The sequence below is a fragment of the Salipiger aestuarii genome, from assembly GCF_003259905.1.
GTDB classification, from domain to species: Bacteria; Pseudomonadota; Alphaproteobacteria; order Rhodobacterales; family Rhodobacteraceae; genus Salipiger; species Salipiger aestuarii.
Window position 1 is genome coordinate 1 of the sequence record NZ_QLMG01000002.1, and the last position, 23,313, is coordinate 23,313.

Annotated in this window: 25 protein-coding genes; 13 read left to right on the forward strand and 12 right to left on the reverse strand. The window is 65.8% G+C overall.

Annotation, left to right across the window (positions count from 1 at the left end):
• From ATI53_RS01335 to ATI53_RS01370, 8 genes are all read right to left on the reverse strand, one after another.
• On the reverse strand, positions 1-202 hold a 202-nt coding region (locus ATI53_RS01335; protein ID WP_249033394.1), incomplete at its 3' end, for a transposase.
• Between the two features lie 364 nt (positions 203-566).
• Positions 567-1,331, reverse strand: a complete 765-nt coding sequence (locus ATI53_RS01340; RefSeq protein ID WP_009506784.1) for an ABC transporter ATP-binding protein — start codon at positions 1,329-1,331, stop codon at positions 567-569.
• On the reverse strand, positions 1,328-2,185 hold the full coding sequence (locus tag ATI53_RS01345) for an ABC transporter ATP-binding protein (protein WP_111549653.1): 858 nt from the start codon (positions 2,183-2,185) through the stop codon (positions 1,328-1,330). The genes ATI53_RS01340 and ATI53_RS01345 overlap by 4 nt, the downstream gene beginning before the upstream one ends.
• A 55-nt stretch (positions 2,186-2,240) precedes the next feature.
• Positions 2,241-3,152: an ABC transporter permease gene (locus tag ATI53_RS01350; RefSeq protein WP_009506782.1), complete on the reverse strand. Its 912-nt coding sequence runs from the start codon at positions 3,150-3,152 to the stop codon at positions 2,241-2,243.
• Entirely contained in the window at positions 3,149-4,210 is a 1,062-nt protein-coding gene (locus ATI53_RS01355; RefSeq protein ID WP_111549562.1) for an ABC transporter permease, read from the reverse strand. The genes ATI53_RS01350 and ATI53_RS01355 overlap by 4 nt, the downstream gene beginning before the upstream one ends.
• A 55-nt stretch (positions 4,211-4,265) precedes the next feature.
• On the reverse strand, positions 4,266-5,870 hold the full coding sequence (locus ATI53_RS01360; protein WP_009506780.1) for an ABC transporter substrate-binding protein: 1,605 nt from the start codon (positions 5,868-5,870) through the stop codon (positions 4,266-4,268).
• A 57-nt stretch (positions 5,871-5,927) separates the two neighbouring features.
• Complete coding sequence (locus tag ATI53_RS01365) at positions 5,928-6,983, reverse strand: dipeptidase (protein WP_205912120.1); 1,056 nt, start codon at positions 6,981-6,983, stop codon at positions 5,928-5,930.
• A gap of 65 nt (positions 6,984-7,048) precedes the next feature.
• Complete coding sequence (locus tag ATI53_RS01370; RefSeq protein ID WP_009506778.1) at positions 7,049-8,461, reverse strand: hypothetical protein; 1,413 nt, start codon at positions 8,459-8,461, stop codon at positions 7,049-7,051.
• Between the two features lie 313 nt (positions 8,462-8,774).
• On the opposite strand from ATI53_RS01370, the gene phnC reads away from it, so the two are divergent.
• From phnC to ATI53_RS01395, 5 genes are all read left to right on the forward strand, one after another.
• Positions 8,775-9,599 carry a phosphonate ABC transporter ATP-binding protein gene (phnC, locus tag ATI53_RS01375; RefSeq protein WP_111549563.1) on the forward strand — a complete coding sequence of 275 codons (825 nt, stop codon included), beginning with the start codon at positions 8,775-8,777 and terminating at the stop codon, positions 9,597-9,599.
• A 24-nt stretch (positions 9,600-9,623) separates the two neighbouring features.
• Positions 9,624-10,523, forward strand: coding sequence for a phosphonate ABC transporter substrate-binding protein (gene phnD, locus ATI53_RS01380; RefSeq protein WP_009506776.1), 900 nt, complete (start codon positions 9,624-9,626; stop codon positions 10,521-10,523).
• Positions 10,524-10,596: 73 nt separating this feature from the next.
• Positions 10,597-11,466, forward strand: a complete 870-nt coding sequence (gene phnE / locus ATI53_RS01385; RefSeq protein ID WP_111549564.1) for a phosphonate ABC transporter, permease protein PhnE — start codon at positions 10,597-10,599, stop codon at positions 11,464-11,466.
• A complete protein-coding gene (phnE, locus tag ATI53_RS01390; RefSeq protein WP_009506774.1) occupies positions 11,463-12,761 on the forward strand; it encodes a phosphonate ABC transporter, permease protein PhnE in 1,299 nt (432 codons plus the stop codon). Before phnE (ATI53_RS01385) ends, phnE (ATI53_RS01390) begins: the two co-directional genes overlap by 4 nt.
• A gap of 229 nt (positions 12,762-12,990) precedes the next feature.
• Positions 12,991-13,875, forward strand: coding sequence for an SHOCT domain-containing protein (locus ATI53_RS01395; protein ID WP_009506773.1), 885 nt, complete (start codon positions 12,991-12,993; stop codon positions 13,873-13,875).
• A gap of 41 nt (positions 13,876-13,916) precedes the next feature.
• Here the strand turns inward: ATI53_RS01395 and ATI53_RS01400 are convergent, their stop codons facing one another.
• Both ATI53_RS01400 and phnF read right to left on the reverse strand, forming a co-directional pair.
• Positions 13,917-15,098: an alpha-D-ribose 1-methylphosphonate 5-triphosphate diphosphatase gene (locus tag ATI53_RS01400; protein WP_111549565.1), complete on the reverse strand. Its 1,182-nt coding sequence runs from the start codon at positions 15,096-15,098 to the stop codon at positions 13,917-13,919.
• A 75-nt stretch (positions 15,099-15,173) separates the two neighbouring features.
• On the reverse strand, positions 15,174-15,893 hold the full coding sequence (gene phnF, locus ATI53_RS01405) for a phosphonate metabolism transcriptional regulator PhnF (protein WP_009506771.1): 720 nt from the start codon (positions 15,891-15,893) through the stop codon (positions 15,174-15,176).
• Positions 15,894-16,018: 125 nt separating this feature from the next.
• Here phnF and phnG point away from each other — a divergent pair, with 125 nt between their 5' ends.
• The 3 genes from phnG to ATI53_RS01420 are packed head-to-tail and all read left to right on the forward strand — an operon-like array spanning position 16,019 to position 18,110.
• Positions 16,019-16,453 (forward strand): phosphonate C-P lyase system protein PhnG, encoded by a 435-nt coding sequence (gene phnG / locus ATI53_RS01410; RefSeq protein ID WP_009506770.1) that lies wholly within the window; start codon positions 16,019-16,021, stop codon positions 16,451-16,453.
• The gene (phnH, locus tag ATI53_RS01415; RefSeq protein ID WP_009506769.1) at positions 16,453-17,022 is read left to right on the forward strand and encodes a phosphonate C-P lyase system protein PhnH; all 570 of its coding nucleotides are present in this window, start codon (positions 16,453-16,455) and stop codon (positions 17,020-17,022) included. The genes phnG and phnH overlap by 1 nt, the downstream gene beginning before the upstream one ends.
• Positions 17,022-18,110 carry a carbon-phosphorus lyase complex subunit gene (locus ATI53_RS01420; protein ID WP_009506768.1) on the forward strand — a complete coding sequence of 363 codons (1,089 nt, stop codon included), beginning with the start codon at positions 17,022-17,024 and terminating at the stop codon, positions 18,108-18,110. The genes phnH and ATI53_RS01420 overlap by 1 nt, the downstream gene beginning before the upstream one ends.
• Before the next feature lie 2 nt (positions 18,111-18,112).
• Here the strand turns inward: ATI53_RS01420 and ATI53_RS01425 are convergent, their stop codons facing one another.
• Complete coding sequence (locus ATI53_RS01425; protein ID WP_111549566.1) at positions 18,113-18,295, reverse strand: hypothetical protein; 183 nt, start codon at positions 18,293-18,295, stop codon at positions 18,113-18,115.
• 59 nt (positions 18,296-18,354) lie between these two features.
• Here ATI53_RS01425 and ATI53_RS01430 point away from each other — a divergent pair, with 59 nt between their 5' ends.
• The 4 genes from ATI53_RS01430 (at position 18,355) to phnN (ending at position 21,278) form a co-directional block, all read left to right on the forward strand.
• Positions 18,355-19,227 (forward strand): alpha-D-ribose 1-methylphosphonate 5-phosphate C-P-lyase PhnJ, encoded by an 873-nt coding sequence (locus tag ATI53_RS01430; protein WP_111549567.1) that lies wholly within the window; start codon positions 18,355-18,357, stop codon positions 19,225-19,227.
• Positions 19,224-19,994, forward strand: coding sequence for a phosphonate C-P lyase system protein PhnK (gene phnK, locus ATI53_RS01435; RefSeq protein ID WP_111549568.1), 771 nt, complete (start codon positions 19,224-19,226; stop codon positions 19,992-19,994). Before ATI53_RS01430 ends, phnK begins: the two co-directional genes overlap by 4 nt.
• Before the next feature lie 64 nt (positions 19,995-20,058).
• Entirely contained in the window at positions 20,059-20,742 is a 684-nt protein-coding gene (phnL, locus tag ATI53_RS01440) for a phosphonate C-P lyase system protein PhnL (protein WP_034453477.1), read from the forward strand.
• Positions 20,739-21,278, forward strand: a complete 540-nt coding sequence (gene phnN, locus ATI53_RS01445) for a phosphonate metabolism protein/1,5-bisphosphokinase (PRPP-forming) PhnN (RefSeq protein ID WP_009506763.1) — start codon at positions 20,739-20,741, stop codon at positions 21,276-21,278. Before phnL ends, phnN begins: the two co-directional genes overlap by 4 nt.
• Here the strand turns inward: phnN and ATI53_RS01450 are convergent.
• Positions 21,260-21,955, reverse strand: a complete 696-nt coding sequence (locus ATI53_RS01450) for a DUF1045 domain-containing protein (RefSeq protein ID WP_111549569.1) — start codon at positions 21,953-21,955, stop codon at positions 21,260-21,262. The two genes, phnN and ATI53_RS01450, sit on opposite strands and share 19 nt — an antisense overlap.
• Positions 21,956-21,999: 44 nt before the next feature.
• On the opposite strand from ATI53_RS01450, the gene ATI53_RS01455 reads away from it, so the two are divergent.
• Complete coding sequence (locus tag ATI53_RS01455; protein ID WP_009506761.1) at positions 22,000-23,175, forward strand: alpha-D-ribose 1-methylphosphonate 5-triphosphate diphosphatase; 1,176 nt, start codon at positions 22,000-22,002, stop codon at positions 23,173-23,175.
• Positions 23,176-23,313: the final 138 nt, after the last annotated feature.

The window sequence follows — 23,313 nt, forward strand, 5'->3', positions numbered from 1 at the left end:
CCAAGTCGGGCGCCATCTTCACTGGCACGAACGCCGGACCGCTCTGGGTCGCGAACTCACCGTTCCGATACTGTCGCCGCCAGACGGTCAGCAGCGAACGGCAGATGCCATGCCGCCGCGCTGTCGCTGAGACCTGCCGATGTCCCCCAAGGCTTTCTCGACCACCCTGATCTTGTCGGCATAGCTCCAGTGCCGACGACACGACGCATCCTCGGTGGACAGGATCTCGATCCGGGGTGTGACCGTAAGGTCGACCATAACGCCGGACTTATCATCGCCTCCAGCGCCCCGTCAGACGGCCCCCGCCGGAGGGATACGATCATGGGCAGTGGATCACTGTGTAGGTGCGTGCAAAGCCAGCCCGAAACATCGTCGGGTATCTTCATGCCGCGCTGCCGTTTTTTGTTGCTGCCGGCATGATCTCATTACGGTGAAGCGGCGCAATGCGACCGGCAGGGTGGCCAAAAGCGCGAAGCGGGGCGCGACAAGTCTGACGCGGCCCATACTGGTCGGCGCAGGGGTTGCGGCAGGCGTGGGCCGCAAATGCCCGGTCGCTGTCCTGCGTGTCAGGGGCGATCCTGCCGTATCGCGCGCACCGAACTGTCCAGAAGGTGTTGCGTATAGGGGTGGGCCGCGTTCAAGGTACGCATCTGCGCGACATCCAGAAGCTCGACGATCCGGCCGTGCTGCATCACGGCGATGCGGTCGCACATATGGCCAATGACACCCAGATCATGGCTGACCATCAGGTAGGTCAGCCGCCGTTTGGCGCGCAGATCCGACAGCAGGTTCAGGATTTCGGCCTGAACCGACACGTCCAGCGCCGAGGTCGGTTCGTCCAGCAGCAGGATGCGCGGTTCGGGGGCAAGCGCGCGCGCGATGGCGACTCGCTGACGCTGTCCGCCCGACAGCTGATGCGGGTAGCGAAAGCGGAACCCCTTGCCAAGGCCGACGTCGTCCAGAAGCCGGTCTATGCGGCTGTTGATGTCGGAAAACCCGTGCAGTTTCAGCACTTCGCCAAGAACGCGGTCGACGGTGTGGCGCGGGTGCAGCGAGGCGTAGGGGTCCTGAAACACCATCTGCACCTGCTTGTAGAAATCGCGTTTGCGGCTGCGCCCCAGCGGTTCGCCTGCGACGCTCATGTCTCCGGACCAGCTGTCGATCAGCCCGGCAATGGCGCGCAGCACGGTGGATTTCCCGGAACCGGATTCGCCTACAAGTCCGAAGCTTTCGCCGGTCGCGACCGAGAAGGTCGCGGATTTCACTGCATCCACCCGTTCGGCGCCAAGGCCGAACCAGACGCTAAGATCGTTGAGGTCGATGGCGGTCATGTCAGGGCGCTTACCGAAGGGGCCTCGGCCCAGGCGGGATCGCGCTTCAGCACGTCCAGCCGGGGGCGGGGGTGTTCAAGATCGGGGACCGAATTCAGCAGCCCCCTCGTGTACGGGTGTTGCGCTTCGTGCAGGCGCCCGGCCTGACAGACCTCGACCACGCGGCCAGCATACATGATGAGGATGCGGTCGCAGAAGTTGGACACAAGGTTCAGGTCGTGGCTGATAAAGATCAGCCCCATGCCACGATCGGTGACCAGCTTGTCCAGGATTTCAAGCACCTGTAGCTGAACACTGACGTCCAGTGCCGAGGTCGGCTCGTCCGCGATCAGGATTTCCGGGTCGGGGATCAGCATCATGGCGATCATGATGCGCTGGCCCATGCCGCCCGACACTTCGTGCGGGTACAGGTCCATGACGCGGTCGGGACCGCGGATGGCCACGGCGTCGAGCATTTCGATGGCGCGGGTTTTCGCGTCGCGTCGCGAGATCTTTTCATGCGCCAGCAGTGCCTCGGTGATCTGCTGGCCGACGGACATGACCGGGTTCAGCGAAAACTTGGGGTCCTGCATGATCATCGACGCGTGGCGGCCCCGGATCTGGCGCATCTGTCTTTCCGAGGCGGTCAGCAGGTTGGTGCCGCCCATCTGCATCCGGTCGGCGGTGATCTGGCCCGGTTTTCGAATGAGCTTCAGAATCGCGCGCCCGGTCATGGATTTACCCGACCCCGATTCGCCCACGATCCCCAGCCGTTCGCGGCGCAGGCTGAACGAGATGCCGCGCACGGCGTCGAAATGGCCCTGCCGGGTGGGAAAGCGCACGCGCAGGTTTTCGATATCCAGAAGATTGGTCATGGTGTCGGTCATGGTGTGGGGCAGGGGCAGTGCCCGTCAAACGAGGTGGCGGCGGTCATTTTCCGGCTTCCTTGGGGTCAAGCACGTCGCGAAGCCCGTCTCCGAGCAGGTTGAAGGCCAGTGAGATGGTAAAGATGGCAAGTCCCGGGATGGTCGCCACCCACCAGTAATCAAGGATGTATTTGCGCCCCTCGGACACCATGGCCCCCCATTCGGGGCTGGGCGGCTGCGCGCCAAGCCCCAGAAAGCCAAGGCCGGCGGCGGTCAGGATGATGCCGGCCATGTCCAGCGTCACGCGGATCACCAGCGACGAGATGCACAGCGGCCAGACATGTCGCATGATGATACGGATCGGCCCCGCGCCTTGCAGCTTGATCGCGTGGATGAAGTCAGAGTTGCGGATGGTCAGCGTTTCGGCCCGCGCGATGCGGGCATAGGGCGGCCAGGCGGTGAGCGAAATCGCCAGCACGGCGTTTTCGATGCCCGCGCCAAGGGCTGCGACAAAGGCCAGCGCAAGGATCAGCCGGGGAAAGGCAAGAAAGATGTCGGTAAAGCGCATCAGCACCACATCCAGCACGCCGCCCGCGTAGCCCGCGACGGTGCCGATGATCAGCCCCAGCAGCGGGGCGACCACCGCCACCAGTGCGACGATATACAGCGAAATGCGCGCGCCATAGACCAGCCGGGACCAGATGTCGCGCCCAAGACTGTCGGTGCCAAAGACGTGTCCCTGTTCGCCGGGCGCCAGCAGGCGGGCGCCAAGGTCCTGGGCGAACGGGCTTTGCGTGGCCAGCAGGGGCGCACATAGCGCGGCCAGGATCACCACCACCAACACGATCAGGCCCAGCATCGCCAACGTGTTGCCGCGCAGCTTCAGCCAGCCGCTGTACCAGGCGGCGGCGGTGGCCTGACGGCGCGATTGCGGGGCGTCGGTCAGCAGCCAGGCGCGCAGGGAGGTCTGGGTCATTTCGCCCTCGGATCGAAGAAGCGGTAAAGCAGGTCGGAAAAGATGTTCAGCCCGACAAAGATGCTGCCGATCACCACGGTGCCGCCCAGCACGGAATTCATGTCGTTGGCAAGCAGCGAGGTGGTGATGTATTGCCCGATACCGGGCCAGGCAAAGATGATCTCGGTCAGCACCGACCCTTCCAGCAGGTTGGCATAGGCCAGCGCGATCACGGTGACGAGCTGGATGCGGATATTGCGAAAGGCGTGGCGCCAGACCACATCCCATTCGCTCAGCCCCTTGACCCGCGCGGTGGTGATGTATTCGGCGCTCAGCTGTTCCAGCATGAAACTGCGGGTCATGCGGCTGATATAGGCCAGGCTGAAATACCCCAGCAGCGAGGCGGGCAGGACGATGTGTGAAAACGCGTCCTTGAACACCGTCCAGTCACCCGCGATCAGCGCATCCACCAGCAGCAGCCCGGTGCGTTCGGGCACGATCCCCTGATAGAAAACGCCCAAGCGCCCCGGCCCCTCGACCCAGCCAAGGATGCCGTAGAACACCAGCAATCCCACCAGCCCCATCCAGAAGATCGGCATCGAATAGCCCACCAGCCCCACCAGCCGCGCCAGCTGGTCGATCCAGCTGTCGCGATACACGGCCGCAAGAACACCCAGCGGCACACCGATGAACACCCCGATCAGCGTGCCCAGCGTGGCCAGTTCCAGCGTGGCGGGGAAGACGCGCTTGATATCTTCGGACACAAGTTGCCCGGTGCGGATCGAGCGACCGAAATCGCCGTGCAGCACGTCGTTCACATAGATGAGGAATTGCTGCAACAGCGGCTTGTCGAGGCCGAGTTCAAGAAAGACGGCGTCGTATTGCGCTTGCGTGGCGCGTTCGCCGATCACCGCCAGCACAGGGTCGATGGGGATCACCCGCCCGATCATGAAGGTGACGAACAGCAGGCCCAGCAGCGTGACAGCGATGGTCAGCAGCGTGCCAAGCAGCTTTCGCGGCCAGCGCGGCGCGAAGCGTGAGCGCCGGGCGTATGGCGCGGGGGCGTTATCCTGGGACAAGGGGGTTCCGGTCTTTGAGAAAGGGGGCGGGCGCCGTCGCCCGCCCCGGTCAGGCTTACTTGGTCACGACCCAGTAGGATGCGGCGGTGGTGGCTCCGCCCGAGATGAAGTTCTCGACGCTGTCCTGCATGGCGTGCTGTTCGATCTGCTGGAACATGATGCCAAAGGGCGACACCTGCTGATGGGTCTTTTGCAGGTCGATATACATCCCGGCGCGCGTGTCGGTGTCGTTTTCGACAACGGCGGCAAGGGCTTCCTGCGTCATCTCGGGGATGTCCCAGGCGTTGCGCCAGGCAAGATAGCCGGTGTTGCCCGACTCATCGCTGTTGTCGGGGTTGACCGCGAAGGTGCCCGCGTTGGTGTTGGGGTCGGGGTAATCCGGGCCCCAGGCGCCAAGATAGATGTCATGTTCGCGCGCACGGTAACGGTCCAGCGTCTGTGCCCCGGTGCCGACGGTCAGCGTCACGTCGCAACCCAGCTGGCCCCAGGTGTTTTGCAGCGACTGGGCGATGTCTATGCGGTCCTGCGCGTCGCGCACGCTGATGACGATGGGGCCGCAATCGGGGTGGTCCGATTCGGCCAGCGCCGCCCTGGCCTTGTCCATGTCGTAGGTGAACGGCTTTTCGGTCAGCGCGCCAAGGAAGGTCAGCGGCAGGAAGGCCTGATGCACGGTGTATTGCCCGTTCAGAAAGCTGTCGGCCATGCCCTGGTAATCCACCGACCATTTCAGCGCCTCAAGCACCTTGGGATCGCTCAGCATGTCCTTTTTCTGGTTGGCGGACCAATACATCAGTCGGCCCTTGAGCTCGTCCACGACCTTGAGCCCGTCGGTTTCCTTGACCGACGCGATGTCTTCGGGGGACAGGTTGCGTGCGATGTCGATGTCGCCGCGTTCCAGTTGCAGCCGCTGCGTGGCGGATTCCTGGATGTGCTGGACGATGACCCGCTCCATCGCCGGCTTATCGCCGCCGTAGTTCGGGTTCAGATCCATCAGAACGGATTCGTCGGGCTTCCAGTCGACGACCTTGTAGGGGCCGGACCCGGCGGTGTTGGTGCGCAGCCATGCCGAACCCATGTCGCCGTCGGTCTCGTTTTCCATCACGGTCGCCATGTCGACGATGCCGCCGATCGTGGCCGCCAGACAGTTCAGAACGAAGGAAACGGCGTATTTCTGGTCAAGCGTGATGACCAGCGTCTTGTCATCGACCGCCTTGATGGTTTCTTCGGCGTTGTCGGGGGTAAAGCCGAATTGCGTCAGGATGAAGCTTGGGGTCTTGTCCAGCTTTACCGCGCGTTGCAGCGAAAAGGCGGCATCCTGGGCCGTCACCGGGTTGCCAGAGGCAAAGACGTGGCCTTCGGCCATGGTAAAGGTGATGGTGGTGCCGTCTTCGGACACTTCCCAGCTTTCGGCCAGTTCCGGCTGAAAGCCCGCGTCCAGATCGAGCGGATCGAAGTTCACCAGCTTTTCATAGACGTTGCGCGACACGTCGGCGCCGGCGAATTCAAAGCTTTCGGCCGGATCGAAGGTCTTGATGTCGTCGATGCGGTTGGCGATCACCAGCATGTTGGGCGGGGTTTCCGCCATCGCGGGCAGGGCGACGCCGCCCATCAGGGTGGCGAGCAGCGCGGCGGTGCGCAGACTGCGGTTTGTCTTGGTCATGTGATACTCCCGGTTGGTTATGCGGTGCCGGTTTTCCGGCTTGTCGGTTTGGTTGTCCTAGACGCTCCAGGTCTTGCGAAGCACGCGCAACCAGTTGCGGTAGCACAGTTTTTCCATCGTCTCGGCGCCGATGCCGTGATCGGTCATCGCCGCGCGAAGCGCAGGAAGCCCGGCGCAGCTGCCGATGTCCCTGGGCACCAGGGCGCCGTCGAAATCGGACCCAAAGCCCACACGGTCCTCGCCCAGAATTTTGACCAGATGGTCAAGATGTTGCATCATGACGTCAAGCGAAAAGTCGCTGTCCATCTGCCCGTCCGGGCGCAGAAAGGCGGATGCGAAATTAATGCCCACCATTCCATCGCTTTGCGCGATCATCTCAAGCTGGCGGTCGGTCAGGTTGCGCGCATGCGGCGACACGGCGTAGGCGTTGGAATGGGTGGCGACCAGCGGCGCGTCGGTGATCGCGGCAACGTCGTCCATGCCCTTTTCATTCAGGTGGCTGAGGTCGATCATGATGTTCAGCTTGTTGCATTCCGCCACCAGCCGTTTGCCATGATCGGTCAGCCCCGGCCCGATATCGCCGGTCGACGGGAACCGGAACGGCACGCCATGGCCAAAGATCGTGGGGCGCGACCACACCGGCCCGAGCGAACGCAGCCCGCGCGCGTGCATCCGGTGCAGCACCTCGAAGTCGGGGTCGATGGCCTCGGCGCCCTCGATGTGCATGATCGCGGCCATCTTGGGGCCGTGGATGGCGGTTTCCAGTTCGGCAACGGTGCCGCAGATGGTCAGGGCACCGGCGTCCTGCATCGCCTCCAGCGCGGCGGCACCTTCCAGTGTGACCTTCAGCGCCTCGGGCTGGGCGATCATCGCGGGCAGGGGCATGTCGTAGCTGGGCTTTGACATCTCTTCGGCCTGGAGGCCCGCGCCCATGGGCGAGGGCACATAGATCGCAAAGAACCCGCCGCCCAGTCCGCCCGCCTGAGCGCGCGGCAGGTCGATATGCCCGTCCGGCAGGCCGGCGGTCACGCCTTCGGGCGTGGCGGTGCCGCGCAGCAGTCGCAGGATCAGATCGTTGTGGCCGTCGAAGATTGGCGGAGAGGTCAGCGGCATCGGGGCGGTCCTTTGCGTCGTGATCCGCGAAGACTGCGCGCCAAGTCGTTCGCCTGCAAGCGGTTTCAGCCGAACAGGTAGGCGTAGGCCAGCACCCAGAGCGGAACGGCAGCCAGAAGGACCAGCATGTAGGCACCGTTCCAGATTACGCCGACATGGCGTGCCGACACGTCGCCAAAGGCCCCGATCAGCAGCGTGGTCGCGGTAAAGGGCGAACTGACCCCCCCCAGCGCCCAGCCCGCGGTGATCGCGGTAACAAGCGCCGCGGGCGAAATGCCAAGCTCGGCCGTGGAGGGCAGCAGCGGCGCGATCAACGTGACGACGATGATCGGGTTCATCGCGAATTGCCCCAGCAACGGGATGATCCAGACAAGGCCCACCAGCACCACCCAGGTCGGCAGGTCTTCGGGGTGAAACCCGCTGGCCTTGACCAGCGGAGCCAGCAGCGGCGCGCCCACGGTGCCGATGTAGCCCGCCATCGTCAGCAGCAGGACCTCGGATCTATAGGCGGGCATTTCGCGAAAGGCATAATCGCGCAGGCGGATGCGCAGGGGCAGCCTGCCCTGGCGCACCTGCATCACGGTCCAGGCCAGCGCCATGACCGGGGCGATCACCAGCACCAGCGCGATGATCCGCAGCCCCGTCAGCCAGCCCAGCACAGCGGTGCTGACGACCAGGATGGCCAGCAGCCAGGCCAGCGGCTTGAGCTTGGCCCAGTTGTTGTCGGGGCGCCCGCGCGGCGGCGGGGTGGTGGTGAGCCTCGGCTTGAACAGCGTGTCGATGCCCCAGCCAACAAAGGCCATCAGCAAGGCCGTGCCAAGGGCGGGCAGGATGATCCCGGCCCAGGTTGCGCCGGGGATCAGCGCGGTGGTGATGGCGACGGAAAAGCCCAGGGGCGACCAGGGCAGCGACGTGACGAACCCGCGCTGGATCGCCAGCAGCATCCGGCGGCGGCGATGACCGCGGATTTCGGCGTCGGGTTCTTCGCGGGCGGCGGCTGTGGCAAGGCTGCCCAGCAAGGTGATAGAGCCGTAGTTGAGCAGCAGGGCGAATGCGGTGCCGCCAAGGGTCAGCGCCAGATATCGCCGCCCCGGCGGCTGGCGGGCCAGAAAAGACCCCGCCTCGCGGATCTCGGGCGACGGTTCGGCGGCGCTGCGCAACGTGGCCAGCGCGGTGAAGAAGGCGGCGATGAAAGTGCCCGACACCATCGCCCGCGCCACGATCTCTTGCCAGTCGGGCACCCGCCAGATGAGCATGGCGGTCAGCGCGACGGCCACCACCACGAACCCCTTGCGACCGGGCCGCACGGTCGGAAACAGCACGGCGACCAGCACGGTCCACAGCGCAAAGGTCAGCGGGTCGGCCAGACTCGTGTGGCCCCATTCGCGCAGCGTCACCAGCGCGGTCACGGCGATCAGCAAAAGCCCGATCAGCTTGTGCAGGACGGGAGTGGGGGCGGACTGTGGCAGGGTCGTCATGACGCTGGGGCGCTCTCGGCTCTTGGGGCTGGCCTGCCGGTGTGGCCCGTCGGTAAGGCCTGCCGGCGCGGCCCGCAGGTGCGGCTTGGTGGCGGGCCGGCCGGTCGGGCCGCCCTGTTGATCGGTCAGTGTTGGGGCCTTGTAAGCACCATTCACCGCAATCCGCAATCCGCCTGCCCGCCGCCGCCCGCCGGTCCGCCCCTGTGCTGTCACAAAAGCTTTGCGAGTGGTTCATCGGGTCGTTTCAAAACCGTCACAGCCTTGCGACGGTGCGGTCGCTAAACCCCGCTGGGGACAGACATCCGGGGGACATATGCTCGTCGTCGACAAGTTGACCAGGCGCTTTGGCGCGAACACGGCCGTGGACAGCGCGAGCTTTTCCGTCGATCGCCCGATGATGATCGGCATCATCGGGGCATCCGGCGCGGGGAAATCGACTTTCTTGCGCATGATGAACCGGCTGACCGACGCGTCCGAAGGGGTGCTGCGCTTTGAGGGGCGCGACGTGCTGACCCTGAAAGGGCGCGACAAACGGCGCTGGCAATCAAACTGCGCAATGATCTTTCAGCAGTTCAACCTGGTGCCGCGCATGGACGTGGTGTCCAACGTGCTGCACGGCGCGCTGGCCCGCCGGCCCGTCATCGGCACGCTGTTCAACCTTTACCCAAGGGATGACATCCACCGCGCCATCGACATCCTGGACCGGCTGGGCATCGCGGGCCACGCGGCGAAACGGGCCGAGGCGCTGTCGGGCGGCCAGCAACAGCGCGTCGCCATTGCCCGCGCGCTCATGCAGGACCCCAAGGTCATTCTGGCGGATGAACCCATCGCCAGCCTCGATCCGATGAACGCGCAGATCGTGATGGAGGCGCTGCGCCGCATCCATGACGAAGACGGCCGCATGGTCATCGCGAATCTGCACACCCTTGATACCGCCCGGCGTTATTGCGACCGGGTGATCGGAATGCGGCTTGGGCGGATCGTCTTTGACGGCACGCCCGAGCAGCTGACCACCGGCGTTGCCCGCGACATCTATGGCGCGGGGGCGGATTTTTCCGAAGACGCCACCTCTACCGAAATCCGCGATCCCGCGGCCGTCGCCCGGACAGAGATCCGGCAGGCCAGGGTTTCGGTCTGATCCCAGCCCAACGAAGGACATCTCATGAAACATCTCATCGCTGCCGCGCTGGCCTCGACCGCGCTTGTCTCTGCCGCCTCGGCGCAGGATATCACCGAATTCCGCCTTGGCATCCTTGGCGGCGAAAACGCCCAGGACCGTCTGGCCAAGCAGCAGTGCTATGCCGAAAAGATCGCCGCCGCGCTGGGTGTCGAGGTCAAGATCTTTACCCCGGCCGATTATAACGGCGTGATGCAGGGCCTGCTGGGCGGCACCATCGACGCGGCATGGATGGGCGCCTCGTCCTATGCCGGCGCATACATGGCCGATCCCGAAGCGGTCGAGCCGGTGCTGGTCAAGCAGAACGAGGACGGCTCGATCGGCTATTATTCCATCGGTTTCGCGCGCGTTGACAGCGGCATTACCGATGTTGCCGATCTTGAAGGCAAGAAATTCGGCTTCGGCGATCCGAACTCGACCTCGGGCTACCTGATTCCATCCATCGAGATCGCCGAAGAAGGCTATTCGATGCAGCCGGGCGCGTTCTTTGGCGATGTGGTGTTCACCGGCGGCCACGAGCAGACCATCGTTGCGGTCAACAACGGCGACGTCGACGCGGGCGTCACCTGGGCCGACGGGCTGGGCGCGTGGGAAGATGGCTACAACTCGGGCGCGCTGCGCCGCGCCGTGGATGCGGGCCTGGTCGACATGAACGACCTGGTGCAGATCTGGCAGTCCAAGGAAATCCCCGAAGGTCCGTTCGTGCTGCGCAAGGCACTGCCCCAGTCAGTCAAGGACACCGTGACCGAGCTGACCGCCAACCTGTGGGAAGAAGACCCCGATTGCGCCTATGGCGTGGCGGGGGGCGACGCCAGGGATTTCATCCCGGTCACACACAAGCAGTATGACTCCATCGTCGCGGCGCGTCAGTCCAAAATCAACTGATCCGTCTGCTGACGGGGGCCCGCCGCGCGGGCCCCTTTTCACGTCTGCCACACGCCTGCGAAAGCCCTGCCACATGACCGATACTTCCGCCGACACCGCCGCGATCCGCGACGGGTACATGCAACAGGCCCGCCGCAAGCGGCTGTATGGCGGCATCATCCTGCTGGTGTTCGTGGCGCTGATGGCGTCGGGGTTCAGGCTGGCGGATGATCGCAACGCCGGGGGCTTTTGGTCCGGGCTGCCCAATGTGTTCGATTTTCCCGCCGATGTGATCGCCGATACCTGGCCCAAGCTGAATCAGCTGCCCGGTCACATGGCCTATTTCTTCCCCGCGCTGATGGAAACGATCAACATCGCCGCCGTTTCCACGCTGATCGGGGCGGGCTTTGCGATGGTCCTGTCGATGCTGTCGACGCGGGGCCTTGCGCGCTGGCCGCGCCTGATCCCGGTGTTTCGCCGCGCCATGGACATCATGCGCGCGGTGCCCGAGATCGTCATCGCGCTGGTGTTGATATTTGTGCTCGGCGGCGGGCCGATGCCCGCGATGATCGCCATCGCCTTTCACACGGCGGGCGCGCTGGGCAAGCTGTTTTCCGAGGTCAACGAGAACGCCGATCTGAAGCCGGTCGAGGGGCTGCAATCGGTCGGCGCGACCTGGCTGCAACGCATGTGGCTGGGCGTGGTGCCGCAGGTGTCGCCCAACTATCTCAGCTATGCGTTGCTGCGGTTCGAGATCAACATCCGCGCCTCGGCGATCCTTGGCTTTGTCGGGGCGGGGGGCATCGGCTACGAGCTGCGCAACGCCATGTCCTGGGGCAAGGGCCGGTTCGACGAGGCGGCGGCGATTTTCCTGCTGCTGTTCATCACCATCGTGATCTTTGACCAGCTGTCATCGCATGTCCGCAACCTGATGATCGCGAAAAGGGAGAGGGGCCGGGCATGACCGACGCCGCGCTTTACGCCGAGGCGGATCGCCTCTTTGCCCGCAAGAAGCTGTTGGCCTTCGGCCTGCCCGCCGTGGTGCTGATCTATCTGGCCTATATCTTCTTCGCTTTCGACATTCCCGGCCTGGCCGAGCGCGCCCGGCTCGACAATGCCCGCACGCTGCTGTCGGACATCTGGAGCTACAAGACCCGCGTCGCCCAAGACAACCGCACCGGCACGGTCGAGGTCGCCATCGAGGGCGAACGCAAGGGCGAATACGCCCCCGGCACCGAACCCGATTGGGTGCGGATCGCCGGGACAGGCACCCGAATCGACCTCGGCGACGGCCATATCGTGAGTTTCGCCCCCACGGGCGGGTTCACCTATGCCATGCCGGGCCGCGATCCCATCGTGGCGCGTCTTGATGGGCGCAGCGTCGTGTCCAACGTCACCGACGCGCCGGACTGGATTTCCGCGTCGCGCACGCGCTTTCAGGTCGAAACCTCGCACGGGCGCGTGTCGCTGACCCGCAACCGCACCGAGCTGTTCCGCTATTTTCCCGGCTGGGAGCTGTTCTTCTTTACCCTCGACAGCCCCTACCACGGCGCCTCGGTATCGCAGCTTTTCGGAGATCGTATCGACCCCGCGCGCGCCAACCTGTCCGGCGCGTGGCACGATTTCTGGAACAACGCGATGTGGCGGCATTCCGACGTGGCGTGGGCGCTGTTCGAAACCGTGCTGATGGCGTTTCTTGGCACCTTTGGCGCGGCGTTCATCGCGCTGCCGCTGGCGTTCCTGGCGGCGAAGAACTTCACGCCGCTTGGCGCGCTGCGGTTCGGGGCGCGGCGGTGCTTTGACTTTCTCCGCGGGATCGACGGGCTGATCTGGACCATCGTGCTGTCCCGCGCCTTTGGGCCGGGGCCGATGACCGGTGCGCTGGCGATCCTGCTGACCGACACCGGCAGCTTTGGCAAACTGTTCAGCGAGGCGCTGGAAAACGTCGACGGCAAGCAGATCGAAGGGCTGACCTCGACCGGGGCGCGCCCTGTCCAGCGGTATCGCTTTGGCGTGATCCCGCAGATCATTCCGGTGCTGGTCAGCCAGGTGCTGTATTATCTGGAATCAAACACCCGCAGCGCGACCATCATCGGTGCGATCACCGGAGGCGGCATCGGGTTGTTGCTGACCCAGGCGATGATTACTCAGAAGGATTGGGAAGAGGTGAGCTATTACATCATTCTAATCGTGCTGATGGTGATGGCGATGGACAGCCTGTCGGGCTGGCTGCGCCGCAAGCTGATCCGGGGCGTGTGACGGTCAGCCAGATCGACGGGGCATGTCGCCCGGGTCAGGGCGGGGATCAGCGCCAATTCCTGTGCGATTGCCCGTTTTCGCGGCGCCTGAAGCGCGAGGTTTTGTGGAATGATGCAGCTGAAAATCCATCTGCGTGAACACGCTGAAACATAGATCTGCCGTGGTGGTTGCCCTTGTGTCAACGTGTTAGGGCGGGCCGACTCATCTTATACGACAGGAATCAGGCGCCATGACAAGGCTCACTCAGGACGGGGCTCAGGCTGTCTCGGAAATCGCGGCACGCTATGGCGTGTCCATGGATGCGGCGGAAACGCTGGTCGCCGCGCTCGCCAATGGCGGGGGCACCCAGGCGCAGTTCAGCCATAACGAACTGGGCGGCATGGGCCAGTGGTCGATGGGCGGCATGACCATGGTCGGCGACATGTTCAACAACGGGCTGAAGGCCACGGTCGATGGGCTGTGCACCGAGCTTTCGAACCTGATGAGCCGGATGCAGGTGTTCAAGCCCGCGCCCTACCAGCAGCAGATGGGCAGCCAGAGCCAGTCGCAATCCAGCGGCGGCGGGTCGAGCCTGTTTGTCCAGGGCGGGTCTTTCGCGCCCCAGTGGCCGGCCGAGCTGGGCCACCCCTCGTCCACCGGCGCGCAGAACAACCTGCGCTACGCGGTGTTCCCGCAGACGCGCCGCCTTGCCATCGACTTTGGCGGGCGGATCGAAGCGTATGACACCGGCGATCACATGATTTCGGGCGTGTCGCAGCAGCAAAGCGGTGACATGTCGCTGACCTTTACCAGCCAGTACGGCACGGTGCGCGTGGCCGATCTGCCGCGCGTGCAGCTGGCCGGCGATGCGCCCCGGCTGCAGGCCGAGCCAGCGCCGCAGCCGTCCTGCGATGAACCGCAGCTGCCCGCCCGCCAGCCCGAACCTGAACCCGAATACCAGCAGCCCGCGCCAGACCAGCCCGCGCCAGTCCAGACGACGGCTCCCGCGCAACCGGGAAGCAGCGCCGACGATGTGATCGGCCTGATCCTCAAGCTTGCGGATCTGCGCGACAGCGGCATCCTGTCGGTCGAGGAATTCGAGGCCAAGAAGCAGGAGCTGCTGTCCCGCCTGTGATTGTTCGGGCGCGGCCGCCAAGGCCATAGGGCCGCCCGGCGTTATTCCGCCGCCAGCATGGGGCCCGGAAACGCACCAACCAGCCGCGCCCCGGCCTCGCCCGCAAGAAACGCCAGCCGACCGCCGCTGACAGTGGCCTCGATCTCGCGGGTGGTCCCGTTCACGACGACGAAATCGGCCCGCATCCCGTGATTCAGGCGGCCCCGGTCGGCCAGCCCCATGATCTCGGCGGGGACTCGACTTATCATGTCCCAGGCACCGGGCAGCGCACGCACCCCCTTGTCGACCAGCACCCAGGCGGCTTCGGCCAGGCAGGGGTAGTGGTAATCGGACACCAGCGCATCGCACAGCCCCTGCGCCACCAGATGCAGCGCCGAAACGCCGCCCGATTGCGACCCGCCGCGCACCACGTTTGGCGCTCCCATCAACACCGGATCGTTGCAGGCCCGGGCCAGCCGGGCGGCCCCCGCCGACGTGGGAAATTCCGCGATGCGGGCCCCGATGATGCGATAGTATTCGCGGGTCTCGGCGTCGGGATCGTCATGACTGCCGTAGCGCACGCCGAATTCGTCGAATGCCTCGGCCAGCGCGCACAGATGGCGCGGCACCTCGCGTCCGCGCGCCTGCGCCGTTTCCAGCATCGCGACAAAGCCCGCCAGGTCGTAGCCCGCGTCGGCCGCCCATTGCGCCACCCTGTGCGGTGCGCTTTGGGCCAGCGCCAGCGTTTCGGGCAGGTGGTTGTTGAACACGACGTAATCCACCCGATGGCGCCGCACCGCCGCGAGCAGCCGCTGGCGCGTATCGGGCATATGGGTTTCACAGCGGATCTGGATGCGCAGATCGGTCAGCGCGCGGGGCCGGTAATCGGCCAGGGCCGTCATCACCGATTCGGCGAAGTCGGGGCTGCGCAGGCCGCCCTCCCAGCTCCAGCACTGGGCAAGCCATGCGGTGGTGACGCCATGCGCCGCCGCTTCGCGGTCGGTCGATCGCAGCCCGGCCATCACCGGCATTGGCGCACCGGGGCGCGGCGCGATATGGCGTTCGAACGCGTCGCCATGCAGGTCGACGATGCCCGGCAGGATCAGGTAGCCCGACATGTCCACCGGAGGCAGCGGGCCCTTGGTGATCAGGCCGTCCTCGATCACCAGCGACCGGCGTTGAAGTTCGCCGTCCCTGAGGATCGTCGCGCCGGTCAGGCGCAAGGGGGGAAGATAGCCCGTCATGCTCGGATCGCCCTGTTTTGATCCGATCTAGCAGGGCTGTTTGTCACCCGCATGACGCAGGGGTGAAAACCATGTTCAACCGGGCGATGTGTCGCCCACGATCAGCGTGATGCGATCGCCTGCGAACCAGGTCAGCCCGTATTCCACCGGGCGCCCGCCTGGGGCGTGGTTGACGCTTTCGCTGCGCAGCAAGGGCGCGCCATCGCGCAGGCCAAGGTGCAGCGCCTGGGTGGGCGACGCGATCACCGCGCTCAGCCGCGTGCTGATGCGGGTGTAATCGGGAATGCCGTTGCTGCGCAGCGCCTCGGTGATCGACGCGGTCTGTTCCAGGGTCACGGCAAGGTCGGGCAGGAGGTCGGTGGGAAAGCAGCTGATGAAATGGGCGATGGGAACGTCTTCGGCCAGCGACAGCCCCTCGTAGACGATGACCGGCGCTCCGGGGTGCAGCGCCAGCGCAGTGGCCTCTTCGGGGCTGGACGGGCGGGTTTCGATGCGCAGGCTGCGCCGCCCGGGCAGCCGCCCCGAGGCGCGGATATTCTGCGCGAACCGCACCTTGCCCCCGATGGGGTAATCGAGCGGCGCCGAGGTCACGAACACGCCCGCGCCGCGCTTGCTGTGCACGACGGCGCGCGCGGCCATGTCGCCAAGCGCGCGGCGCGCGGTGTGGCGATTGACGCCAAAGCGGCGCGAAAGCTCGGCCTCGGTCGGCAGCTTGTCGCCGGGGCGATACAGGCCGCGCGCGATTTCGCCTTCCAGCTCTGTGGCGATGGATTTCCAGACCGGCACGCGGGGCATCGTGGCTCTCCTGTCACTGAAACTTCACGCGGGGCAGCTTGTGTGCTGGGGCGAATCGCGTATGATTTGTCTAGTTGTATAGAATGCTAGACAAGTCGGCAAGGTTGTCCAGGATTGGAGCGAACATGACGGAACACGCAGAACGACAGGGCTGGATGGGGCTGCTGGCCCGCGCTCCGGCGGCGCGGCTTGCCGCGCTGATGGGCGACGCGCCCGGCTTTGACTGGCTGCGTGCGCCCGAGGTCGGCGGCGTGATGGTGCGCGGCCGGGCCGGGGGCACCGGCGCGCCGTTCAACCTGGGCGAAATGACCGTGACCCGCTGCGCGCTGCGGCTGGCCACCGGCGAGGTCGGCCATGCCTGCGTGCGGGGGCGCGACAAGACCCACGCCAGGCAGGCGGCGTTGGTGGATGCGCTGATGCAGGGACCGCGGGCGGCGGGGGTGCGCGCGGGTGTTCTCGACCCGTTGGCGGCTGAGGAAGCCGCACGCCGCCACGCCCGCGCGGCAAAGGCGGCGGCGACCAAGGTCGAGTTCTTTACCATGGTCAGAGGAGAGGCCTGATGCAAACCGACGCCCTCACCGGAGGATTCGGCGACGCGCCGGTGCAGGCCGCCCGCGCCTTTCGCGCCGCACTTGAGGCGATGGCCCGCCCCGGCACGCTGCACGAGGTGACGGGGGCCGAAGCGCCCGCGCCGGTGGGCGCGGCGGCGGCGGTGCTGTTGCTGACGCTGTGCGACGCGCAGACGCCGCTTTACCTTGCGCCCGGCCATGACGTTGCGGCGGTGCGCGACTGGATCGCGTTTCACGTCGGAGCGCCGATCGTGGCGGCCGAAGATGCCGCCGTCGTGCTGGGCCGGTGGCAGGCGCTGGCCCCGCTCGACCGCTACCGCATCGGCACGCCGGATTATCCCGACCGGTCGGTGCTGTTGATCGGAGAAGTCGACGCGCTGAGCGCGCAGGGTGCCCGGCTGACCGGACCGGGCATCGAAACCCACGCCCACCTGTCGCTGCCCGAAATCGAGGTGTTTCGCGCCAACGCCGCGCTGTTCCCGCTGGGCTGGGATTGCTTTTTCACCTGCGGCACGCGGTTGGCCGCGCTGCCCCGCAGCACCAAAGTGGAGCCAAGCTGATGTACGTTGCCGTAAAGGGCGGGGAGCGGGCCATCGACGCCGCGCATGACTGGCTGGCCGAGGAGCGGCGGGGCGACCCTGCGATCCCCGAACTGAGCCTGGCCCAGATCCGCGAACAGATGAGCCTTGCAGTGAACCGGGTGATGACCGAAGGCTCGCTTTACGATCCCGATCTTGCCGCGCTGGCGATCAAACAGGCGCGCGGCGACCTGATCGAGGCGATCTTTCTGATCCGCGCCTATCGCACCACGCTGCCCCGCATCGGCCATTCGCGCCCCGTGGACACCGGCGCAATGCGTTGCGACCGCCGTATCAGCGCGACGTTCAAGGATGCGCCCGGCGGCCAGGTGCTGGGGCCGACCTTTGATTACACCCACCGTTTGCTGGATTTCGCGCTGGCGGCCGAGGGCGAGGCCCCGCTGGCGCGACAGGCAGAGCCGGGGCCGGAAACCGTGCCGCGCATTCTGGATTTCCTTGGGCGGGACGGGCTGATCCAGGAGGAACCCGACGGCGACGCCACGCCCCCTGACCTGACCCGTGAGCCGCTGGAGTTTCCCGCCGATCGCGCGCTGCGTCTGCAATCGCTGACCCGCAGCGACGAAGGTTTCGTGTTGGGCATGGCCTATTCCTCCCAGCGGGGTTACGGACGCAACCACCCGTTCGTGGGCGAATTGCGCATCGGCGCCGTCGAGGTGATGATGGGCATCCCCGAGCTGGGGTTCGACGTCTGCATCGGCGACATCACCCTGACCGAATGCGAAACCGTGAACCAGTTTACCGGATCGAAGACCGAACCGGCGCAGTTCACCCGCGGCTACGGGCTGGTGTTTGGCCAGACCGAGCGCAAGGCGATCTCCATGGCGCTGGTCGACCGGGCGCTGCGCTGGGAAGAGCTGGGTGAGGAAAACGTCGGAGCGCCTGTGCAGGACGCGGAATTCGTGCTCGCCCATGGGGACAACATTCAGGCGACGGGGTTTCTGGAACACATCAAGCTGCCCCACTACGTCGATTTCCAGTCCGAACTGGAACTGGTGCGCAAGATGCGGCGCGGGGCCAGAGCGGCGCAGATGCAGGAGGCGGCGGAATGAGCCTAGTCGCCGCCGTCCCCTCCGTTACAGGGACCGCCGGGGTCACCCGGATCCCCGCCCGTGTCCGGACCATCGCCGCGGAAATGGCCGAACGCCCGCGCGATCAGAAAACCCGCCACCGCGAGAAAGCACAGGGTTTGCACAAGGTTTTCGTCCACGAGGACGATCGGGTCGAGCGGGGTCATGCAATGGGCTCCGTTACAGGGGCGGCCACCGCAGTCTTTCACAAAATCGGGGCGGCGCAATGACCCTTCACGATCAGAACTACAATTTCGGCTATCTGGATGAACAAACCAAGCGGATGGTCCGGCGCGCGTTGCTCAAGGCGCTGGCGATCCCGGGCTATCAGGTGCCGTTCGCCAGCCGCGAAATGCCGATGCCCTACGGCTGGGGCACCGGGGGGGTGCAGGTCACGGCGGCTTGCCTGACGCCGGAAGACACGCTGAAGGTCATCGACCAGGGCGCGGATGACACCACCAATGCGGTGTCGATCCGCAAGTTCTTTCAGCGCACGGCGGGGGTCGCGGTGACGGAGCACACCGAACAGGCCTCATTGATCCAGACCCGCCACCGCATCCCCGAAACGCCCCTGACCGAAGGCCAGATCCTTGTCTATCAGGTGCCGATCCCCGAACCTCTGCGGTTTCTGGAACCGCGCGAAACCGAAACGCGCCGCATGCACGCGCTGGAAGATTACGGGCTGATGTATGTGAAGCTATACGAAGACATCGCCCATAATGGCGAAATTTCGACAGCCTACGCCTATCCCGTCAAGGTCGAGGGGCGCTACGTCATGGACCCGTCGCCGATCCCGAGGTTCGACAACCCCAAGCTGGAAAGCGCTGCGATCCAGCTGTTCGGGGCGGGGCGCGAACAGCGCATCTATGCACTGCCACCCTATTGCCAGGTCGTCAGTCTTGATTTCGAAGATCATCCGTTCGAGGCCAGCAAGGCGGATCACGACTGTGATCTGTGCGGCTGCGCGACGAGCTATCTGGACGAGATCATCGTCGATGACGCGGGCGGGCGGATGTTCATCTGCTCGGACACCGATTTTTGCGCGGGACGACAGGCGGCCGGGCACATTGGCCGCCTTTCGGGAAAGGACACCGCATGACCCCGCTGTTGCAGGTAAAGGGCGTCACGAAACATTACGGCGCACGGCTGGGCTGCGGTGACGTCAGTCTCGACCTTTATCCCGGCGAGGTGATGGGCATCGTCGGCGAATCCGGCTCGGGCAAGTCGACGCTGCTGAGCTGCCTTGCGGGCCATCTGATGCCGGATGCGGGCGAGGTGATCTATGACACCCGCGCACAGGGGCCGCGTGACGTGCTGGGCATGTCCGAGCCTGAACGGCGGATGCTCGGGCGCACCGACTGGGCCTTTGTCCATCAGAACCCGCGCGATGGTTTGCGCATGGGCGTCAGTGCGGGCGCCAACGTGGGCGAGCGACTGATGGCCGTGGGCGCGCGCCATTACGGGCAGATCCGCGAGCAGGCGGTGGACTGGCTGGGCCGGGTGGAAATTGCGGCGGACCGGATCGACGATCGCCCGCGTGCCTTTTCCGGAGGCATGCAGCAGCGCTTGCAGATCGCGCGCAACCTGGTGACCGGGCCACGGCTGGTGTTCATGGACGAACCCACGGGGGGCCTTGACGTCAGTGTGCAGGCACGGTTGCTGGATCTGCTGCGCGGTCTTGTGCGCGAGATGGGGCTGAGCGCCATCGTCGTTACCCACGATCTGGCGGTCGTGCGGCTGCTGGCGGATCGGCTGATGGTGATGAAGGACGGCGCGGTGGTTGAAACCGGCCTTACCGATCAGGTGCTGGACGATCCTCAGCATGGCTATACGCAGCTGCTTGTTTCCAGCGTGTTGCAGGTTTGATGGGTCTGTACCGGGGGGCTTTCCGCCCCCCGGACCCCCCAGAGAGTTTAAGGGCAAGATGAAGATGATACAGGTTTCGGACGTCTCGAAAAGTTTCGTGCTGCACAACCAGGGCGGCGCGGTGATTCCGGTCATGGCGGGGGCATCGCTGTCGGTCGCGCCTGGCGAATGCGTGGCGCTGGTTGGCAATTCCGGGGCCGGGAAATCCACGTTGATGCGGATGATCTGGGGCAATTACCTGTGCGGCTCGGGCTCAATTGTGGTGGGCGGTGTGGACGTGTCGCGCGCCGCTCCGCGCGAGGTGCTGCGGATGCGCCGCGAGGTGCTGGGCTATGTCAGTCAGTTCCTGCGCGTGGTGCCCCGCGTGCCGACGCTGGAGGTGGTGGCCGAGCCCGCGCTGGCCGCGGGGGGGGGGCGCGCCGCAGCGCTGGACAAGGCGCGGGCATTGCTTGCGCGGCTGAACGTGCCCGAGCCGTTGTGGGCGTTGTCGCCGACCACGTTTTCGGGGGGCGAACAGCAGCGGGTGAACATCGCGCGGGGCTTTGTTCATGAGGTTCCCGCGATGCTGCTGGACGAGCCGACGGCGTCGCTGGATGCCACAAATCGCGGGGTGGTTCTTGACCTGATACTGGAGGCCAAGGCGCGCGGCGCGGCCATTGTCGGGATCTTTCACGACGAGGCTGGGCGGGCGGCGGTCTGCGACCGGGAAATCGATGTCAGCCGCTTTGCCCCGGCAGAGTGCGCATGAGCGGGCAGTTGTTCGCGGTGGTCGGGCCGTCCGGAGTTGGCAAGGACACGCTGATGGCCCAGGCCTGCGCGCGGCTGCCGGGGCTGGTCTGTGTGCGCCGGGTGATCACGCGCGATGCGGCGGCCGGTGGCGAGGCATTCGATTCGGTAAGCGAGCGGGTCTTTGCGGACATGGCCGCGCGCGGGGATTTCGCGCTGCACTGGCGCGCGCACGGGCTGCGTTATGGCATTCCGGTTGCGGGCCTTGGGCCGCTGGCGCGGGGCGAACGCCTGTTGTGTAACCTGTCACGCGGAGTGCTGCGCGAGGCCGCCGCCACCTTTCCGGCGCTAATGGTGCTGCATGTCACGGCGCGCGCCGATGTGCTTGGAGCGCGCTTGGCGGCACGGGGGCGTGAAAGCACGGATGAAATCGCGCATCGGCTGGCGCGGACGGCGGCGCTGCCAGACGGGCTGAATGTCGTATACATCGACAATTCCGGCCCGCTTGAGGACGGGGTCGCCGCCATGGTCCGGGCGCTTCAGTCTGTCAGCGCATAGCGGTGCAGCAGATGGAACCAGCCATCGGATGCTTCGCCGAACAGACTGAGCGCATCGACGCGGAAAGGGGCCGGCAGCAGCGGCGCCAGCACCGGCGCCAGCGCCGCCCTGGTCTGTTCGGCCTGCTCTGGCGACAACCGGCCTGTCAGCGTGAGGTGAAAGCGGAAATCCTGCATCACATAGGGATACCCCCAGCGATCCAGATTGACCTCTTGCGAGGGGCTGAGCCGGGCATTGCGGCGACGGGCAAGTTCGGCTGCGGTGGGCGGGGCGCGGTGGCGGTCCAGCGCACGCACGGTTTCAGCGGCAAGCTCAGACAGCCGCTCGGTGTCGCCTGTCGGGGTCAGCGCGAGGAACGCGCCGAGCCGGGTCAGCGCGAGTCCCGGCATTTGGGCGGGCGCGAGCCGTGCGGCCAGAGCGGCAAGATCCCGTTCAAGGGCTGCGCGCGTCCCGGTCAGTCGGAATGGCGGCTTGAGGGTAGCGTGAAAGCCATATTTGCGCGGGGTCTGCGTGATCTCGGTCAGGGGGCGGGGGAGGCCGGGAATATCGGGATGTGGGCTGGGCCGGCCCAGGGCCGCGTCCCAGCCAAGCCAGCTTGCGCAGAAATCCGCAAACGGACCTGGGGCCGGGGCGTAGTAGACGGCGAAACGTGTGTATTCTGGCATGGCTTCGGGCATACGCACGTCATGTCACGGGCAGATGACGACAGGAAGGGCAGAAGATGGGCAAGATGAACGTGGGCCACAAAATGTCGCCGGGCGAGATCATATTCGCCAACGCGCAGCTGGTGCTGGAGGGCGAGGTGATCCGGGGCGCGGTCCGGGTGCGCGACGGACGCATCGCGGCGGTGGATCAGGGCGGGGGGGTGCCTTCTGGCGCGGTGGAGTGCGACGGCGATCTGCTGATCCCGGGCCTGATCGAGCTGCACACCGACAATCTGGAGCGTCACATCCAGCCGCGCCCCAAGGTCGACTGGCCGCATCTGGCGGCGATCCTGGCGCATGATGCCGAACTGGCCGGCGTCGGGATCACCACCGTGTTCGATGCGATGCGGGTGGGGTCGGTCATCTCGGATGGTCGGACGGATTACCGCAAATACGCGCGTCCCGTCGCGTCCGAGGTGATGGCGGCGCGAAACGCGGGGATGCTCAAGATCAGCCACCTGCTGCACCTGCGGGCCGAGGTCTGTTCGGAGACGCTGCTGGAAGAGCTGGACGAATTCACCAACGCCGACCGCGTTGGAATCCTGTCGATCATGGACCACACGCCGGGGCAGCGCCAGTTTCGTGACCTGAGCAAGCTCAAGCAATATGTTTGCGGCAAGCACGGCATGTCCGAGGCGCAGTTCGCTGAACATGTGGCGGGTCTGACTGCGATCCACGCGCGTTTGGGGGCGGCGCATGAAACCGGCGCCGTGGCCGCCGCGCGCCGGCTTGGAGCGGTGCTGGCAAGCCACGACGACACGCTTTCGCAACACGTTGCCGCCAGTGCCGGGCATGGCGTGCAACTGGCCGAGTTTCCAACCACCCCCGAGGCGGCGCAAGCCTGCCACGATCATGGTATCGCTGTAATGATGGGGGCGCCGAACCTGATCCGGGGCGGGTCTCATTCCGGCAATGTTGCGGCGTCGGAGCTGGCCGAGGCGGGGCTGCTTGATATCCTCAGCTCGGATTATGTGCCCTCGGCGCTGATGACGGGGGCATTCCGCCTGGCAGAGCTGTGGGACGATCTTCCGCGCGCGCTGTCCACGGTGACGGCGGCACCAGCCCGCGCGACGGGACTGGATGACCGGGGATGCATCGCTCCGGGTTTGCTCGCGGATCTGGTGCGGGTGCGCCTCATCGACGGTGCGCCGGTGGTGCGCGGAGTCTGGAGCCACGGGCGACAGGTGGGGTGACGGGCGACAGGTGGGGTGACGGGCGACAGGTGGGGTGACGCCGCGCGCGCCCCGTTGCATCCGCCGCGCGAGGCCAGGGCGCGGAGGGGCGCTGCCCCCGCCCTGCGGGCCCCCCCGGAGTTTATCCGGCAAGATGAA